We start from the raw sequence: 15,356 nt of genomic DNA on the forward strand, positions 1-15,356 counted from the left end.
CAGAGGTTTGTACTCAATTGACAGTATCGACGGCACGATCTTGAATGATTGAGATACAAACATGATCGGATTTGACGATGCCCGCTCTTCAGCCATTTGCACCGAATATCTGGACCGCGTCGGCCCCCCATTCATTCATGGGGCTACATGTCGGCACGCGCATGGCGGTCATCCGGCTGTCGTCGGGCAAGCTGTTGCTGCATTCACCGATCCCGTTGAGCAGCGAATTGCGGACCGCAATCGATGCCTTGGGACCGGTCGCGCACATCGTCTGTCCGAACCTGTTTCATCACATGTACGCCACAGAAGCTGCGGCGGCTTATCCGCAGGCATTGCTACACGGGCCCGCAGCCTTGCAACGGAAGCGCAAGGATCTCCGCTTCGGAGCAGTTCTGACGGATCAGCCCCATCCTGACTGGCGCAACGACCTGGAACTACTGACGATCGAAGGCTGCATGCTCGGCGAGACGGTTTTCTATCACCGCGACACACGTACGCTGATCGCCTGCGATCTGGTGGAGAACTTTCACCAATCGCCTCACTGGCTGACGCGCAACTATTTGCGCTTGGGGGGTATCCTCGGCCGGGTCGGATGGCATCCGCTGCTGCGAATGGCCTATCGCGACCGCAAACGCGCCCGTGCCTGCATCGACCGGTTGCTCGCGTGGCCGTTCGAGCGTGTCGTGCTCGCACACGGCGACCTCTTGACGGACAACGCCCACGCGTTGGTGCGCAAGGGCCTGTCCTGGCTTTGAACATGCACGAGCACGATTGACGCGTGCAAAGCACGATTCAATCTCAACGACCGGCGCTCTGGCCGCCATCGACATGCAGGATTTCTCCGGTGATGAACGGCGCGGAATCGAGGAACAGAATCGCGTCGGCGATATCGCTCATCTCGCCCATGCGTCCGAGCGGATGGAAGGCGCCGAGCGCTTCATGGGTTTCCGGTGCATGCATCGGTGACTTGATGATCCCCGGCGCGACGGCGTTCACGCGAATACCTCTGCTGGCGTACTCGATTGCCAGCGACTTCGTGGCGGCGTTCAGACCACCCTTGGTGAGGGCTGCCAGCACGGAGTACACACCGCTGATCGCGGCGTCAACGACGCTGGCGGTGACGCTGACCACGTGACCGCACGAACGCCTTTCCATTTCGGCGATGGCGAGTTGCGTGATGTGATAGAAACCCGCCATATTCACGTTCATCACCGCGGCGTAGTCTTCGGCGGTGTACTGGGTGAAGGGCTTTCCGATGTAGATGCCGGCGTTGTTCACCAGCGTATCGATCCGGCCAAATCGTGTAACAGCCTCGGAAATGACACGGCGCGCAGTTGCTGGGTCGCCGATATCGCCGGCGACGGTCAGGATATTCTCGTCGGCCGACGGCCTGATGGAACGTGCGGTCGCAACGATGCGGTAGCCGAGCCTTCGAAACGCCTTGACGACTTCGGCGCCTATGCCTTGCGATGCGCCGGTAACGACGACAACCTTTTGTGACGTGCTCATGCTGTACCCAGGAAATGATTGATCAGATTCAACGCCGATCCGTCCGACGGCACCGATCAATGCAGAGGTAGATGACTTGAATTAGGTTTCCCAGCAACCTGCAATCAGCCCTTGTTAGCCTGCGCCAGCCACTGGTCGAGACTGATGCGGCCGATCCGCGCCTCGCCGAGCGGAACGAGCGACTGTTCCTCGACACGGCCACCGTAGTACCGCGCATCAGGATCCGTCACCACCGGGCGTGGGTCGCCTGCCGACTTCAGATAACGCCCGACGATCTCCGCGAATGGCGCGCGGTCTGGGCCGGCGATCTCAACGGTGCCGTTCAGCGGCGCGCCCAGCGCGACCTGCGAGAGGGCCGCCGCGACGTCGTCGGCTGCGATCGGCTGAAACAGTCCGTCGCCGAGACGCACCGTCCCGCCTTCCGTGCCGAAATCAGCGATTCCGCCGATGAACTCCATGAACTGGGTCGCGCGCACGATCGTGTATGGCACGCCTGCCGCTTCGATCACCTCTTCCTGTGCGACTTTGGCAACGAAATAGGCGTTCTCCGGCGTGCGTTCGCATCCGACGATGGATAGCGCGACGTGGTGGCGTACCCCCGCGGCCACTTCAGCCTTGCCGAGGTTGCGCGCCGAGGTGCGGAAAAAGTCGAGCACGGCCTGCGGCTCCCATGACGGCGCATTCGTCACATCCACGACGACGTCCGCATCCGCGAGCGCGTCGTTCAATCCCTCGCCGGTGACGGCGTTGACGCCGGTACGCGGCGACGCGGCGAGCGCCTCATGGCCTGCTTCGGTCAGCAGCTTGACGAGACGCGACCCGATCAGGCCGGAACCACCGATTACGACGATCTTCATGGCAAATTCTCCAGAGGAAAAATAACGAACGCGCGGATGCGCCCGGCGGATTTCGTATTGCGTGAAAGGGTTCGCCGTCGTCCCATCGCGTGAGACTATTGTGGAAGCGTCATGCCCTGGCGATAAGTGCCAAGAATTGACGATCCGACTAGTCCATGTCGTTGTCGCCTCCTTGCCGTGAGACTGTCTCGTGACCTCGTCGAACCGCCCTTTGACTATCGAAATCGATCGGCAACAGCCGTTGCCGATCTACCTGCAGATTTGCGAGCGTTTCAGGACCGCGATCGCCTCGGGACATCTGCGTCCCGGCGATCGCGTGCCCGCGCTACGCGGCCTCGCCACGCAACTGAACACGGCGCGCGGCACGGTCGAGCTGGCCTACACGATCCTCGTGGACGAAGGCTATCTGCAGATGCGCGGCGCGGCGGGCACGTTCGTATCGCCGTCGCTGCCGGCATCCGTGATGCGTTCGTCGCGTGGGCAGGGTGGTCCGGTCAAGCAAGGTCGGCCGGGCAATGAAGGAATGGACACGTCGAACACGCCTGGCGTGTCGCGTGGCGGTCAATCCACGGCGCGGCAGTCCGCCATCGCCGTCGCCATGAGCGGTGAACCGCGGCCGTTGCAACCCGGAATGCCCGCATTGGACGCGTTCCCGAGCAAGGTATGGCATCGGCTCGTGTCACATCGCGGGCGCAGCAGCGAGCGCGCGATGTTCGCGTACCCGGATCCGGCCGGCTACCGGCCGCTGCGCGAACATATCGCCACCTATCTCGGATTGTCCCGCGGCGTGACCTGCCTGCCGGAACAGGTGTTCGTGACGGGCGGCTACCGCGCGACGCTCGAACTCGTATTGCGCAGTCTCGCGCGCCCGAACGATCGCATGTGGTTCGAGGATCCCGGCTATCTGCTCGCGCGCGGTTTTCTCGCGGAGACCGGCGTGCAACTCGTGCCGGTGCCGGTGGATGGGGACGGGATCGACGTCGAGCGCGGCACGCAACTGGCTCCGCAGGCGCGCTTCGCTCTCGTCACGCCGTCGCATCAGAGCCCCCTTGGGTACACGCTGTCGCTCGCACGGCGCATAGCGCTGCTGGACTGGGCGGAGAATGCGTCCAGCTGGATCATCGAGGACGACTACGATAGCGAATTCCGCTATACGGGCCGGCCCTTGCCAGCGTTGAAGAGTCTCGACCGGCGCGATCGGGTGATCTATTGCGGGACGTTCAGCAAGGTCATGTTTCCCGGCTTACGGCTCGCGTATGTGGTGGTGCCGGAGCGGGCCGTCGAGCGTGTGGGGCGGGTGGCCCATAGCATGAACGCTGGCTCGCCGACACTATGGCAGGCGGCCGTGGCGGATTTCATGCGGCAAGGGCATTTTGCGCGGCATCTGAAGCGGATGCGTGGGATCTACGGAGAGCGGCGCATGCTGATCGTGCATGCGCTGGAGCAGGCGTTTGGGGAACGATTGAGCGTCGATTTGCCACCCGGTGGGATCCAGTTCGCAGTGCGATTCGCGGAAGGTACCGACGGACCGGTCGACGACGTCGCTGTCGCTACGCGCGCCCGGGAGGCTGGGCTCGCGGTGTTGCCGCTGTCGATCTGGTATGCGAACGCCCGCACCCGGCGCACGCCGCGCGGCCTCGTGATGGGCTTCGCGAACATCGCCGATGCGGGTGAAGCAGGTCGTCTCGCCCGAACCTTGCGCGCGTGTCTCGACGGCTGACGTGCGAAGCATGTATCCGGATGCGGTCATCGAGCCCGAACCCTCGGTAGCCTCGGACGTATTTTCTCCCTCACTTGTCGCCCGACTGCTGTCCGCCCACCTGTTGCCCGACGACGCCGGCCAATATCCGCCAGCGGTCGGTTTCCAGAACGGTTCGAGCGTCGAGACGCGCGAACAGGTCGAGCAGAGGCGCAACGAGACCCGTCCAGCCCGTTTGGTGACTCGCCCCAAGGCCCGCACCGTTGTCACCATGGAAATACTCGTAGAACAGGATCAGGTCGCGCCAATGGGGATCGTCCTGGAACCTGGCCGTCCCGCCGTAGACCGGGCGCCGTCCATCGGCATCACGCAGAAACGTGCCGGTTAGCCGGTGGACGATCACTTGCGCCACCTCGAAAAGCGTCATGTACTGCCCCGATCCGGTGGGACATTGAACCTTGAACTCATCGCCGAAAAAGTCGTAGAGATTCATCAGCGCCCGGATAATCAGCAGATTCACCGGCATCCATACCGGACCGCGCCAGTTGGAGTTTCCACCGAACATGCCCGTGTTCGATTCAGCCGGCAGGTACTGCACTTTGAAATCCATCCCGCCGACATTGAGCACGTACGGATGGTCGAGATGATAGCGAGAGAGCGAACGAATCCCGTGCGGCCCGAGGAATTCGTTCTCGTCGAGCAGATACCCAAGCACGCGCTCGAGTTTGCGCTTGTTCAGGATCGACAGGAGCCGCCGGTCTTTGTGGCCAATGAAGCCCGCATCGGTCGGGGCCACATGGGCAAGCAGTTCCGGGTAGCGCTTTCGAAATTGCGCGATCAGCGCGACCAGTTTCGGATGGCGAGTGACGTATTCTGCTTCGAACACCTTCGACGCGCACAGCGGCAGCAACCCCACCATCGACCTCACCTTCAGACGCATGGTCTGGCCGTCGGGAAGCCGCAGCAGATCATAGAAAAAGCCGTCCTCCTCGTCCCACATCTGGTCCGGATGTTCGCCACGCCGGTCCATCGCGTAGGCAATCCACATGAAGTGCTGGACGAACTTGAAGGCGACCTCCTCGTAGATCGGGTCGTAGTCCGACAGAATCACCGCCATCTCCAACATGCTCTGGCAAAACAGCGCCATCCATGCGGTCCCGTCCGCCTGCTCCAGGAATCCGCCGGTCGGAAGCTGCGCGCTGCGATCGAATACGCCGATGTTGTCCAGACCCAGAAAGCCGCCCGCGAAAACATTGTGACCTGAAGGGTCCTTGCGATTCACCCACCAGTTGAAGTTGAGCATCAACCCCTGAAACGAGCGCTCCAGAAAGCGCGGATCGGCCCGGCCTAGCGCTTCCTCGTACTTGTAGAGCCAGACCGTGGCAGCGGCATGCACCGGCGGATTCACGTCACTGAAGTTCCACTCGTAGGCTGGCATCTGGCCACTCGGGTGGACATACAAACTGCGCAGCATCAGCAGCAGCTGCTCCTTGGCGAAATCGGGATCGACGAGCGCCAGAGAGATCGTGTGGAAGGCAAGGTCCCAAGCCGCGTACCACGGATACTCCCACTTGTCCGGCATGGAGATCACGTCGGCATTCAACATGTGGAACCACTCGGTATTGCGCACACCGGGCTGCGCGACTTCGAGCAATGGATGACTGCGGTGCTCGCGCAGCCACAACTCGAGATCGAAGTAGTAGTACTGCTTGCTCCACAGCATTCCCGCCAATGCCTGGCGGTACACCCGGCACTCGTCTTCGCTCAGCGAACTGGGCGCAACACGCTCGTAGAACGCGTTTGCATCGGCGATGCGGTCATTGAACGTGTTCTCGTAGCCGTCGAAGGCATGGTCCAGTTCGGCTGCCGTCAGGCGCAATCGGATCGACGCGCTGCCGCCGCCGGGTACGTCGCACACGTAATGGGCAGCGGCCTTGGTTCCTGTCCTGGTGGGATTCACCGCCTCGCGCTGCCCGGAGATGACGAAGGAGTGGAACGCGTCCTTGACATAGGGTGACGCGTTGGGTTGATTCCACAGACGCTGCGCGTTGCTCTCGTTTTCTGTGAATAGCAACTCCGACGCGCCCTCGCAATAGAGCCAGTAATCCCCTAGCTCATGATGCGTGGCACGAATGGTGCCGGGTCCCGCCTCGCGCAGCGATGGCTTGCGATCATCCTCGCCCCACGACCATGTGTTGCGGAACCATAATGTGGGCAAGACCCTCAGCCGCGCGGCTTCAGTTCCGCGGTTGTGCACGGAAATACGCACGAGGATGTCTTCCGGACCCGCCTTCGCATACTCGACGAAGACGTCGAAATAGCGGTCATCGTCGAAGGCGCCGGTGTCGAGCAGTTCATACTCGAGTTCCTCCCGCGATCGTCTTCGGTTGGTTTCAACCAGGTCTAGATACGGATACTCCCGCTGCGGATACTTGTACAAGTACTTCATGTACGAGTGCGTGGGCGTGCTGTCGACGTAGAAGTAATACTCCTTCACGTCCTCACCGTGATTGCCCTCGCTATTGGTCAGGCCGAACAGGCGCTCCTTCAGAATTGCGTCGCGCTCGTTCCACAGCGCCAGCGCAAAGCACAGCCGCTGCTGGTCGTCGCACAATCCGCCAAGCCCGTCCTCGCCCCACCTGTAGGCGCGCGAGCGGGAATGGTCATGGGTGAAGTAGCGCCAGGCATCGCCGTCTTTGCTGTAGTCCTCTCGCACCGTTCCCCACTGCCGCTCGCTGAGGTAAGGCCCCCACTTCTTCCACGGTACCTCCGCCTCACGCGAGTCGTTCAGGCGTTTTTGTTCCGCTACGTCCACGGATACGGGAGACATGCTTTTCCTCCGATACGGCTGCAAGAGATGCGAACTCGACGAAACTCACGAGTACACATCGTCGTGCGCGATCAAGCAGTGCTGGTCTGAACGTGGCTTCCGCTGCGAGCCGATGTACGACGCGCCGGGACCCTAGGACGGCGTGCATGTCCCGAACATCACGAACACGTCCTGGCGGTTGACGAGCGTCACGGACATGCCGCCCGACTTCGTGTCGAGCGCGATGCTCCAGCCGTAGCCGAGCTCCGTGCCTTGCATGAGCAGCTGGCCATCGCCGGATTCCATGTACCGGATCGCGGTTGCGCGTTGCGATGGTCCGACGATCGTCTTCTTCGCGAAGTTGATGTGGACGAAATCCGGTGCGCCCAGGATCTCGGGCAGCGTCCGGAAGCACACTTCGCCGATGTCGCAGAAATGCGCGTCGATCGTCGCGCACAGGAGCGGCTTGCTGCCGTCGAAGTCCGCCCCGAGACCCCATGTCGGCGCCGAGCCGACGAGGATCGCGAGGACGGTGGCCCGCAAAGGCTTCAGCATGGCGTTACCTCCTGCTTGTTGTGAACCGGCTCGCGAACCTTGCGCACTGCACACAGCGGCCGGGCGCGCACGCGATGCCGGTGCCCTGTCTACTCGACGGTGTAGCCGCGGCCCGTCATGCAGGCCGTGACGGCTCGGTTATAAGTCGCGAGCTGCCCCGACGCCTGCTGCTGCATGCCCGTTTGCTGCATCTCCATGTCCCGCTGCTCGCGCCGCATTCGCATGCCCATGCCCATCGTGCCGACGAGCGCGCCGATGCCCGCCCCCTCGCCCCAGTGGCCGCCGGCCACGCCGCCTATCAGCGTGCCGACCAACGCGCCTCCGCCGGCCCCGCGAAGCAGGCCGCCGCGCTGCTGAGGCTGCGGCGCGCCGCTCGCCATCTGCTCGGCCAGCGCAACTGGATCGACGCCTGTAGTCCGCTGCGCCCACGCATGACATTCCTCGGTGTCCCTCTGCTGCTGCGCCGAACTCTGTCCCCTGGCCGGATAGATGATCGGCTGTTGGGCCGCTGCCGCACAGGCCAGCGAGACGAGCGTGAGGCCGATCGACAGGCGTGTGATTCGTTGCATGGCTGAGGCTCCCGTGAAGGTCATCGAGCTTCGGTGCGCGTGCGGTGGCGGCCTGCCCGGGCGTGCCGGTTGCCTCGTGCCGCAGCGCCTGTGTCAGTGATGGTCGAAGAGGTTGATCCGGCCGCTCTTGTACAACTCGCGAACCTTCGTCTTGAACGCCACCTTCGGCGTTTTCTTGCACTCCTCGACAATGATGCCGATGGGCGTCGCGGTATCGACCACCATCACGTCGCTTTCGCGGATACCGAGCTTGTCGACGCCGGCGACCCAGTAGACGAGGGTGGGGCGGTAGACGTCGTCGACGGCGACGAAGTCCTCGCAGGTCATCTTGGCGGGGCTCATCGGCTTGCCGGACTGGGCGAGAACCGGTTGCGCGACGACGAGACAGGCAAGGATGGATGAGAGCAGGGTTCGATTCACATTGCGCTCCTTGAGGAGAGGGATGGCCGCCGCAGATGGCGTCCGCACCTGGCCGGAGAGTCGTGGACCACCGTGCGGAGCCCGAGCGCCAGTTGTTCGGAGAGGATATGGATGCCCGAGATAACTTCAAGCATGGGCAGTGCCACGACGGGCGCGATGGAGCCGCGTCTGGCCCGATTCGCGTAAGCGGCATCTAGCGGTCACCTACCGCAGAACGAATGGCAGAGTCACGTCATCCCCCTGGCACGGGGCGCAAGCTCACCATTCTGGTGTCGATATTGATAGTTCGATTTCAACCGGAAGGCTATTGGACTTTGGTCTTATCCTGGCGCTCTGTTCTTTCGCGAGGTCACGCGGCCACGCCACAACCGGCACGATGGACAAATGGCCGCTTGGCAAGTCTCGCCAAAGGCTGCCGCCATCGCCTGACAGTGGGTTCCCTTTTGTTGTTAAGACAAAAGGGATCTCAACGACTCACACAGCAAAGTCCGTTGACGCTGACAGCGCTTTCCACGTTTCCGTTTCCGCCATCACGTAAGCACTTTTGTCCGCGATCGCCTTCAGTGTGTCGCTGCCGAGCGGCAGACGCAGCGGCGGCTTTTGCGCGTCAGCGAGGGTAACGAGGGCCGTCGCGAGTTTGTCGGGATTGCCGGGCTGATTGTGATTCATCTCGACAGCCAGGCGGCGTACCTTGCCCGAGGTTTCGTCATAGTCGTCGATGATTTCCTTGCCGACCACGAGCGACGACGCATCGAGAAAATCGGTGCGGAAGTAGCCCGGTTCGATGACGGTCACATGAATGCCAAGCGGCTTGAGTTCCGCGTGGAGTGCTTCCGTAATGCCTTCGACCGCGAACTTCGTCGAGCTGTACACGCCGAACCCCGCGGCCGCGCGATAACCGCCAATCGACGACATGTTCATCACGTGCCCGGAGCGCTGCTTGCGCATGACCGGCAACACTGCCCGCGTTACGTTCAGCAGACCAAAGACGTTGGTGTCGTACATGCGGCGCACGTCCGCGTCGCTCGACTCCTCGATTGCCGCGAGCAGGCCGAACCCCGCGTTGTTGACCAGCACGTCGATGCGGCCGAATTTCTCGACGGCCGCGGCGACCGCCGCTCTGGCCTGCGCGTCGTCGGTTACGTCGAGCGCGACCGGCAGCAGCGCGGGCGACTCGCCGAGACGCTCGCTGAGCGCGGCAACGTTGCGTCCCGCGGCGACGACCGCATTGCCGTCTGCCAGTGCGGCTTGCGCGATCAGCGCGCCAAGACCGCGCGATGCGCCGGTAATGAACCAGACGCGCTTGAACTGCTGTTTCGTGACGTTGCTCATGATTCGCTCCTGCGTTTGTGGTGAAGGTGAACGAAGCATATGACGGGAGATTCGCCCGCACTAGCCGTCGTTTGCTAGACTGATAATCAACTTTTATTTGCGAATCGGGAGCCGTCGATGAATGAGGTTAGAGCGATTTCGATCTTTGCCCGCGCTGCGGCGCTCGGCAATCTGCGCAAGGCGGCCGTCGACACCGGTATCTCGCCGCAGGCGGCCAGTCACGCGGTCATGCAGTTGGAAAAATCACTGGGCGTGCGGCTGTTTCACCGGACGACGCGCAAGCTGAGCCTGACGGAAGAAGGAGAACAACTGCTGCAAGGCGTGGGGCCGGCGCTGACCATGTTGTCGGCGGCGCTCGACGACGCTCGCCGCTCAAAAGAGGAAGTCGCGGGCCCGCTGCGGGTTAGCGCGCCGGCAGCGCTCGGTCGAACGGTGCTTTGGCCGTCGATCCTCGAATTCGCGGCGCTCTATCCCGAGGTCCAACTGGATGTCCGATTCGACGATCACTTCACCGACCTCATCAGCGATCGCGCGGATGTCGGCTTCCGCGGAGGATCGCCCCCTTCCGAGGGCGCAATTGCGCGGCGCTTGCTGCCCATCCAACTGGTGGTGTGCGCGTCGCCGGCCTATCTCGAGCGGTACGGCGTGCCCAAAACGATCGACGAACTCGACGCTCATCGTTGCACGGGCTACCGGCGTGCGAACACCGGCAAGCAGGCGCCGTGGGAGTTTCTGATCGGCAGCGAAATCGTCTATCGCGAGGTTGCAGCATCGCTGCGCGCGAACGATATCGACGCGGAAACGGACGCCGTCGTGGCCGGTCTCGCGATCGGTCAGCTTGGCAGCTTTTCGGCGGTGTCCCATGTCCGCGCTGGGCGGCTCGTCCCGCTGCTCACGCAACATATGACCGAGCGCGAGTCGATTTACATCTACTACCGTCATCGAACGGAGCAGCCGCTGCGTGTGAGAACCTTCATCGACTTCATGGTCGCGCGGCTCGCGGACAACAGCGACTTTTTCCTCAAGGCGTCTGAGCTGCGCACTGCGCCGGGCGCGAAGCGAGCGCGCTGAAAACGGCGGCCAATCGCGCGACAAGGCATCGGTCGGTTTGCGTCAGCTCCCGCATAGCTTCGCCTTGCGCCAGACTGCAAATGCATCTTTGATAAAAGCATTGCCAGCCTTGTCGGCGAGCGCATAGGCCTGCTGTTCGGTCATCCAGTACCGCTGGCTAGCGGCATCGTACTGGAGATAGCCAGACGCGGTGAGGTCGGCCAACCACTCGCGCACGCAGAACAACTCTGTTTTGCTTATGTTTGCAAGCTCTTCTGCTGAGGACGGATTGTCTGCAAGCGCCGCAAAGAGTGCGAGTCTATTACTGGCAACTATTGTGGATGCATAGATGACGGGTTCACGGCGATGATGGATTGCGCTATAGAGCCTGGCAAACTTTCCGGTATAAATAGCCATGACTGCCTCCTCATTTGCATAGGTGTGCAAAGACGGGGTCGACGCAATGGTCCACTCGATCAGTTGAATTGCGGCTGTCGGATCGGGGACATGAAGAGTCGGATGGCGCCAGTTTGCCGCCCATGCTGAAACGAGAAAAGCTAATTCACCTAATTTCAATTAAGAAACGCTAATGCGCTCGAACAGGTGCCCACCACGTTCCACGTAGTCAATGGCCTCGCGGATCTTGAGATTTACAAGGTTGGCAGCCGGTCGAATTCATCGAAGCGGGCAAACGGCGGCGGCACGTCTGTCACTTCAAGCTCGTCGACTAGTGCCGCGGGCATTCCTTCACTGAGCCACGCGCACATCTCGGCAAGTTGCCTAGGGGCGCCCTGAAGCATTACCTCGACGGAGCCGTCCATGCGGTTGCGCACCCAGCCCGTGACAGCCAAAGCCCTGGCGCGGCGCACGCACGCTTCGCGGTAGCCGATGCCCTGCACCTGTCCTCGCACCCGCACCAACCGGGTCTCGAGCATTCCGTCGTCTGGGTTCATATAAGGTCTCCCAGGTGGAACCTAAGAGCAGATGGAACTGATACGAGCGCATGGCGCTGCTCCACGCGCGCGCGACCCTACCCATGCGCCGCTCCCCGGCCTATTCTCCATGAAGAACGCATTTATTGTAGGAGAGAGGCCATCATGCGAGTGCTGGAGGGATTTGCCGGTGCGATCGGCAACACGCCGCTCATCCGGCTTGCGAGGCTCAGCGAGGAGACGGGTTGCGAGATACTCGGCAAGGCCGAATTCATGAATCCGGGCGGCTCCGTCAAGGATCGCGCGGCGCTCTACATCATCCTGGATGCGGAGCGTACGGGGCGCCTGAAGACGGCGGGAACCGTGGTCGAAGGCACGGCGGGCAACACGGGGATCGGTCTTGCGCATATCTGTGCGGCGCGAGGGTATCGCTGCGTGATCGTCATTCCCGATACGCAATCGCCGGAAAAAATGGAGCTGCTGCGCGCGCTCGGCGCCGAAGTGCGGCCGGTACCCGCTGTGCCGTATCGCGATCCGAACAATTACCAGAAGATCGCCGGACGCCTCGCTGGCGAACTGGAGAACGCGATATGGGCCAATCAGTTCGACAATCTCGCGAATCGCCGGGCGCATTATGAAACCACCGGGCCCGAAATCTGGCGCGATACGGCCGGTACCGTGGATGCGTTCGTGAGTGCCACGGGCACGGGCGGCACTCTGGCTGGCGTCGCACGCTTTCTCAAGGAAAAGAACCCCGACGTCAGGATCGTGCTGGCCGATCCTGAAGGCAGCGGCTTATACAACTTCGTGAAGACGGGCGAGCTACGCGCGGAAGGCAGCTCGATCACGGAAGGTATCGGCTCGAGCCGCGTGACGGCCAATCTGGAAGGTACGCCGATCGACGAAGCCGTTCGCATCGACGATCCGACCTGCGTGAACATGGTCTACCGCTTGCTGCAGGAAGAGGGACTCTTCGTCGGTGGCTCGACCGGCATCAACGTGGCGGCAGCGGTGTGGCTCGCGCGGCAGATGGGTCCAGGCCATACGATCGTGACGTTGCTTTGCGATCGCGGCGATATATACCGCTCCCGGCTGTTCAATCCGGACTGGCTAAGCAGCAAAGGCCTCAGCCCACAGCAAGCCCCACGCGAAGACGAACGGTGAGGCGCCGAGAGGGCGCATCCTGCACAGCATTTCACAGGCGGGCGGGTCGACGGAAACACCGTTGGCTGGAGGCGCCCTGTCAGACGAGCAGCATTGCTACAGCGCGCCGATGAAATCGTTCCACACCGTCGCTTGCATCGTTTCGGTGGCGGCGTGCCCATAGCCGCGGATGATCAGCGCCGCGAGCTCGAGCTGTTGCCGATCGTTCGACTCGACAATGTCCACGACATCGAACCGCCCCAGTGTCAGATAGCTTTCTTTCCAGGTAACGGCAGGGCATTCAGTCTTGATCTTCTCCGCCACGGTGGCGGCAATCTGCTTGAGTTCCTTGGGATCCGTGAACGCGTCAGGAGCGAGACGGCTGAGGATGACATAGGTAGCCATGGGGTGCCTCCATGCAAAAATGCTCCGCGCTCAGGTACGGCAATCACATTAAAGCCGGCAGCGACCTGTCGAGCGGCGCGTTCCCGTGCCTTTTGATTATAGTAAGGTTCCGGCCCTTAACGGTTGAGGTCGCCAGCCGCGCTGGAGGATCGCCGGCGAGCGATATACGTCGAGAAATATGACTACGTGACGGACGGGGCGCGTGCAGCGACGCATCCGGGTACCGGCGGGCGTAATCGCGGTCATTCACGAGGTCAAACGACGCGGGAAATGACGATAGCGCGACGCGTTCCGCCATGCTGGCGATACGGCGGAGTTGGCTTTCGCCGGGCTACGCGGACGCAAGGGGGAAGATGTGTGCGGATCGGTGCATGTCGATCGAGGAAACGTCGAACAGGTTGCGATGCTGCGCCGACCTGTTTCGCGGATTTCGGCGACAACGACAACCGCCGCACACGGCCTTTCACCGGTCAAGCGATGGTGCCGCCATCGACGGTGAGGTTGGCTCCCGTGATGTAGCTTGCCTCCGGGCCGGCGACGAAGGCCACCAGCGCGGCGATCTCGTCGACATGGCCATAGCGCTTCAGCGCCGTATTGGCGATCTGCGGCACCGCCCAGTCGCCCGCGGCGGGGTTCAGATCGGTGTCGATGGGGCCTGGCTGGACATTGTTGACCGTAATGCCGCGCGAGCCGACCTCGCGCGACAAGCCTTGCGTGAACATTTTCACTGCGCCCTTGGTCGCCGAGTAGGCCGCAAGGCCCGGCGTCGTCGCCCGCTCGCCCACGCAGGAGCCGATATTGATGATACGGCCACCATCCTTCAGGTGTCTGAGTGCGGCTTGCGTGGCGATGAACACGCCACGCACGTTGAGGTCGATCATCCGATCCATCTCTTCGAGGGTCGTCTCTTCGAATGGTTTGGGGATCGCTGTGCCAGCGTTGTTCACCAGAATGTCGAGTTCTCCGAAGGTCTTGACGGTTTGCTCCACCGCGGCGTTGACCGCCTGGGCGTCGGTCGCATCCGCCTGGATCGCGATGGCTTCGCCGCCAGCGGCTTTGATCGCTTTCACGACCTGGGCGGCGGCGTCGGCGCCTTTGGTATAGGTGATCGCAACGCGGGCGCCGTCGGCGGCCAGCCGCGTTGCGATGGCCGCGCCGATGCCACGGGAGGCGCCGGTGACGAGCGCAGTCTTGTTGGTCAGGTTTGCCATGAAAAGTGTCCTCACAAGTTAGAGAGAGTCGAAGCTCAGTTGCAAGACGGCAGTGAAACGACGATCAGCCCGCGGTCTTGCCGCCATCGACGGTGATGATCTGGCCGGTGACGAAGGCGGCGCCATCGGATGCCAGGTAGAGCACGGCGCTGGCGATGTCGTCCGGCTTGCCGATGCGCGCCAGCGGAACAGAGGACGCCAGCGCGGCCTTGCGCTCCGCTGTGCCGGTGAAGCGGTCGAGCATGCCGGTGTCGGTCGGCCCCGGGGCAACGGCGTTGACGCGCACACCTGTGGCGGCGACTTCGAGCGCCGCTGACTTCGTGATGCCCTCGACCGCATGCTTGCTGCCGGCGTAGACGGCGGCGTAGGCCGCTCCTTCGTGGCCGTAGGTCGACGAGATGTTGATGATGCTGCCGCTCTTCTGAGCGGTCATCACGCGCAGCTCGTGCTTCAGGCTCAACAACGTGCCCAGCACGTTGGTATCGAACGTCGCGGCGTAACTCTCGGCGCTTTGGTCGACGACCGCGCCCGGCTGACCCTCGGTGCCGGCATTGTTGACGGCGGCGTCGAGACCGCCGAAGCGGGCCACGGTACGGTCGACCAGATTGCGGACTTCGTCGTCGCGGCGGACGTCGGCCTGGATGAATGCCGCTTCGGCGCCGAGCTGCCGAAGTTCGGCTTCGAGTGTCTCCCCTTCGGCCTGACGGCGGCCGGAGACGACCAGGCGGGCGCCGCTCCTGGCGAAGGCGAGGGCGGTGGCGCGACCGATGCCGGTCAGGGCGCCGGTGATGAGGACAACGGGCTTGTTCATGATTCACTCCTGTGAGGTATGACCGCGACGTATGGGGCTTGACTGGAAGCACTC

The 15,356-nt window shown here is 62.6% G+C and carries 16 protein-coding genes; 4 read left to right on the top strand and 12 right to left on the bottom strand.

What is annotated here, in order from left to right; translation table 11 throughout:
• Positions 1–77: 77 nt before the first annotated feature.
• Entirely contained in the window at positions 78–755 is a 678-nt protein-coding gene (locus CI15_RS23200; protein WP_062131730.1) for a DUF4336 domain-containing protein, read from the top strand.
• 43 nt (positions 756–798) lie between these two features.
• Here the strand turns inward: CI15_RS23200 and CI15_RS23205 are convergent, their stop codons facing one another.
• Both CI15_RS23205 and CI15_RS23210 read right to left on the bottom strand, forming a co-directional pair.
• Positions 799–1,509 carry an SDR family NAD(P)-dependent oxidoreductase gene (locus CI15_RS23205; protein ID WP_062131733.1) on the bottom strand — a complete coding sequence of 237 codons (711 nt, stop codon included), beginning with the start codon at positions 1,507–1,509 and terminating at the stop codon, positions 799–801.
• A 104-nt stretch (positions 1,510–1,613) separates the two neighbouring features.
• Positions 1,614–2,366, bottom strand: a complete 753-nt coding sequence (locus tag CI15_RS23210; protein WP_062131736.1) for an SDR family oxidoreductase — start codon at positions 2,364–2,366, stop codon at positions 1,614–1,616.
• A 211-nt stretch (positions 2,367–2,577) separates the two neighbouring features.
• Here CI15_RS23210 and pdxR point away from each other — a divergent pair, with 211 nt between their 5' ends.
• The gene (gene pdxR, locus CI15_RS23215) at positions 2,578–4,086 is read left to right on the top strand and encodes a MocR-like pyridoxine biosynthesis transcription factor PdxR (RefSeq protein WP_420915874.1); all 1,509 of its coding nucleotides are present in this window, start codon (positions 2,578–2,580) and stop codon (positions 4,084–4,086) included.
• Positions 4,087–4,156: 70 nt separating this feature from the next.
• Here the strand turns inward: pdxR and CI15_RS23220 are convergent, their stop codons facing one another.
• The 5 genes from CI15_RS23220 to CI15_RS23240 all read right to left on the bottom strand — a co-directional run bounded on the left by CI15_RS23220 (position 4,157) and on the right by CI15_RS23240 (position 9,750).
• Entirely contained in the window at positions 4,157–6,895 is a 2,739-nt protein-coding gene (locus tag CI15_RS23220; protein WP_062131742.1) for an MGH1-like glycoside hydrolase domain-containing protein, read from the bottom strand.
• A gap of 132 nt (positions 6,896–7,027) precedes the next feature.
• Entirely contained in the window at positions 7,028–7,429 is a 402-nt protein-coding gene (locus CI15_RS23225; protein WP_062131745.1) for a hypothetical protein, read from the bottom strand.
• An 89-nt stretch (positions 7,430–7,518) separates the two neighbouring features.
• The gene (locus CI15_RS23230) at positions 7,519–7,998 is read right to left on the bottom strand and encodes a glycine zipper family protein (RefSeq protein WP_062132137.1); all 480 of its coding nucleotides are present in this window, start codon (positions 7,996–7,998) and stop codon (positions 7,519–7,521) included.
• A gap of 93 nt (positions 7,999–8,091) precedes the next feature.
• The gene (locus CI15_RS23235) at positions 8,092–8,418 is read right to left on the bottom strand and encodes an HdeA/HdeB family chaperone (RefSeq protein ID WP_062131748.1); all 327 of its coding nucleotides are present in this window, start codon (positions 8,416–8,418) and stop codon (positions 8,092–8,094) included.
• A 474-nt stretch (positions 8,419–8,892) separates the two neighbouring features.
• Positions 8,893–9,750 carry an oxidoreductase gene (locus CI15_RS23240; protein ID WP_062131750.1) on the bottom strand — a complete coding sequence of 286 codons (858 nt, stop codon included), beginning with the start codon at positions 9,748–9,750 and terminating at the stop codon, positions 8,893–8,895.
• Positions 9,751–9,867: 117 nt separating this feature from the next.
• Here CI15_RS23240 and CI15_RS23245 point away from each other — a divergent pair, with 117 nt between their 5' ends.
• Positions 9,868–10,821 (top strand): LysR family transcriptional regulator, encoded by a 954-nt coding sequence (locus CI15_RS23245; protein ID WP_062131753.1) that lies wholly within the window; start codon positions 9,868–9,870, stop codon positions 10,819–10,821.
• Positions 10,822–10,863: 42 nt separating this feature from the next.
• Here the strand turns inward: CI15_RS23245 and CI15_RS23250 are convergent, their stop codons facing one another.
• Together CI15_RS23250 and CI15_RS23255 are read right to left on the bottom strand one after the other, a co-directional pair.
• On the bottom strand, positions 10,864–11,217 hold the full coding sequence (locus CI15_RS23250) for a hypothetical protein (protein WP_062131756.1): 354 nt from the start codon (positions 11,215–11,217) through the stop codon (positions 10,864–10,866).
• A gap of 233 nt (positions 11,218–11,450) precedes the next feature.
• Entirely contained in the window at positions 11,451–11,753 is a 303-nt protein-coding gene (locus CI15_RS23255; RefSeq protein ID WP_062131759.1) for an acylphosphatase, read from the bottom strand.
• A gap of 144 nt (positions 11,754–11,897) precedes the next feature.
• Between CI15_RS23255 and CI15_RS23260 the strand changes: the two genes are divergently transcribed.
• Entirely contained in the window at positions 11,898–12,896 is a 999-nt protein-coding gene (locus CI15_RS23260) for a cysteine synthase A (RefSeq protein WP_062131762.1), read from the top strand.
• 96 nt (positions 12,897–12,992) lie between these two features.
• Here CI15_RS23260 and CI15_RS23265 read toward each other — a convergent pair whose 3' ends face one another.
• The 3 genes from CI15_RS23265 to CI15_RS23275 all read right to left on the bottom strand — a co-directional run bounded on the left by CI15_RS23265 (position 12,993) and on the right by CI15_RS23275 (position 15,302).
• Complete coding sequence (locus tag CI15_RS23265; protein WP_062131765.1) at positions 12,993–13,280, bottom strand: GYD domain-containing protein; 288 nt, start codon at positions 13,278–13,280, stop codon at positions 12,993–12,995.
• Positions 13,281–13,750: 470 nt separating this feature from the next.
• Positions 13,751–14,491, bottom strand: a complete 741-nt coding sequence (locus CI15_RS23270) for an SDR family NAD(P)-dependent oxidoreductase (protein ID WP_062131769.1) — start codon at positions 14,489–14,491, stop codon at positions 13,751–13,753.
• Positions 14,492–14,555: 64 nt separating this feature from the next.
• The gene (locus CI15_RS23275; protein ID WP_062131772.1) at positions 14,556–15,302 is read right to left on the bottom strand and encodes an SDR family NAD(P)-dependent oxidoreductase; all 747 of its coding nucleotides are present in this window, start codon (positions 15,300–15,302) and stop codon (positions 14,556–14,558) included.
• Positions 15,303–15,356 lie beyond the last annotated feature (54 nt).

It is taken from the genome of Paraburkholderia monticola, assembly GCF_001580545.1.
Taxonomy (GTDB): Bacteria; Pseudomonadota; Gammaproteobacteria; order Burkholderiales; family Burkholderiaceae; genus Paraburkholderia; species Paraburkholderia monticola.

What these genes read in the sequence shown, in the direction of transcription:
- CI15_RS23200 (WP_062131730.1), top strand. Translation starts at nt 78, where the DNA reads ATGCCCGCTCTTCAGCCATTTGCACCGAATATCTGGACCGCGTCGGCC.
- CI15_RS23205 (WP_062131733.1), bottom strand. Translation starts at nt 1,509, where the DNA reads ATGAGCACGTCACAAAAGGTTGTCGTCGTTACCGGCGCATCGCAAGGC.
- CI15_RS23210 (WP_062131736.1), bottom strand. Translation starts at nt 2,366, where the DNA reads ATGAAGATCGTCGTAATCGGTGGTTCCGGCCTGATCGGGTCGCGTCTC.
- CI15_RS23220 (WP_062131742.1), bottom strand. Translation starts at nt 6,895, where the DNA reads ATGTCTCCCGTATCCGTGGACGTAGCGGAACAAAAACGCCTGAACGAC.
- CI15_RS23225 (WP_062131745.1), bottom strand. Translation starts at nt 7,429, where the DNA reads ATGCTGAAGCCTTTGCGGGCCACCGTCCTCGCGATCCTCGTCGGCTCG.
- CI15_RS23230 (WP_062132137.1), bottom strand. Translation starts at nt 7,998, where the DNA reads ATGCAACGAATCACACGCCTGTCGATCGGCCTCACGCTCGTCTCGCTG.
- CI15_RS23240 (WP_062131750.1), bottom strand. Translation starts at nt 9,750, where the DNA reads ATGAGCAACGTCACGAAACAGCAGTTCAAGCGCGTCTGGTTCATTACC.
- CI15_RS23245 (WP_062131753.1), top strand. Translation starts at nt 9,868, where the DNA reads ATGAATGAGGTTAGAGCGATTTCGATCTTTGCCCGCGCTGCGGCGCTC.
- CI15_RS23250 (WP_062131756.1), bottom strand. Translation starts at nt 11,217, where the DNA reads ATGGCTATTTATACCGGAAAGTTTGCCAGGCTCTATAGCGCAATCCAT.
- CI15_RS23255 (WP_062131759.1), bottom strand. Translation starts at nt 11,753, where the DNA reads ATGAACCCAGACGACGGAATGCTCGAGACCCGGTTGGTGCGGGTGCGA.
- CI15_RS23260 (WP_062131762.1), top strand. Translation starts at nt 11,898, where the DNA reads ATGCGAGTGCTGGAGGGATTTGCCGGTGCGATCGGCAACACGCCGCTC.
- CI15_RS23265 (WP_062131765.1), bottom strand. Translation starts at nt 13,280, where the DNA reads ATGGCTACCTATGTCATCCTCAGCCGTCTCGCTCCTGACGCGTTCACG.
- CI15_RS23270 (WP_062131769.1), bottom strand. Translation starts at nt 14,491, where the DNA reads ATGGCAAACCTGACCAACAAGACTGCGCTCGTCACCGGCGCCTCCCGT.
- CI15_RS23275 (WP_062131772.1), bottom strand. Translation starts at nt 15,302, where the DNA reads ATGAACAAGCCCGTTGTCCTCATCACCGGCGCCCTGACCGGCATCGGT.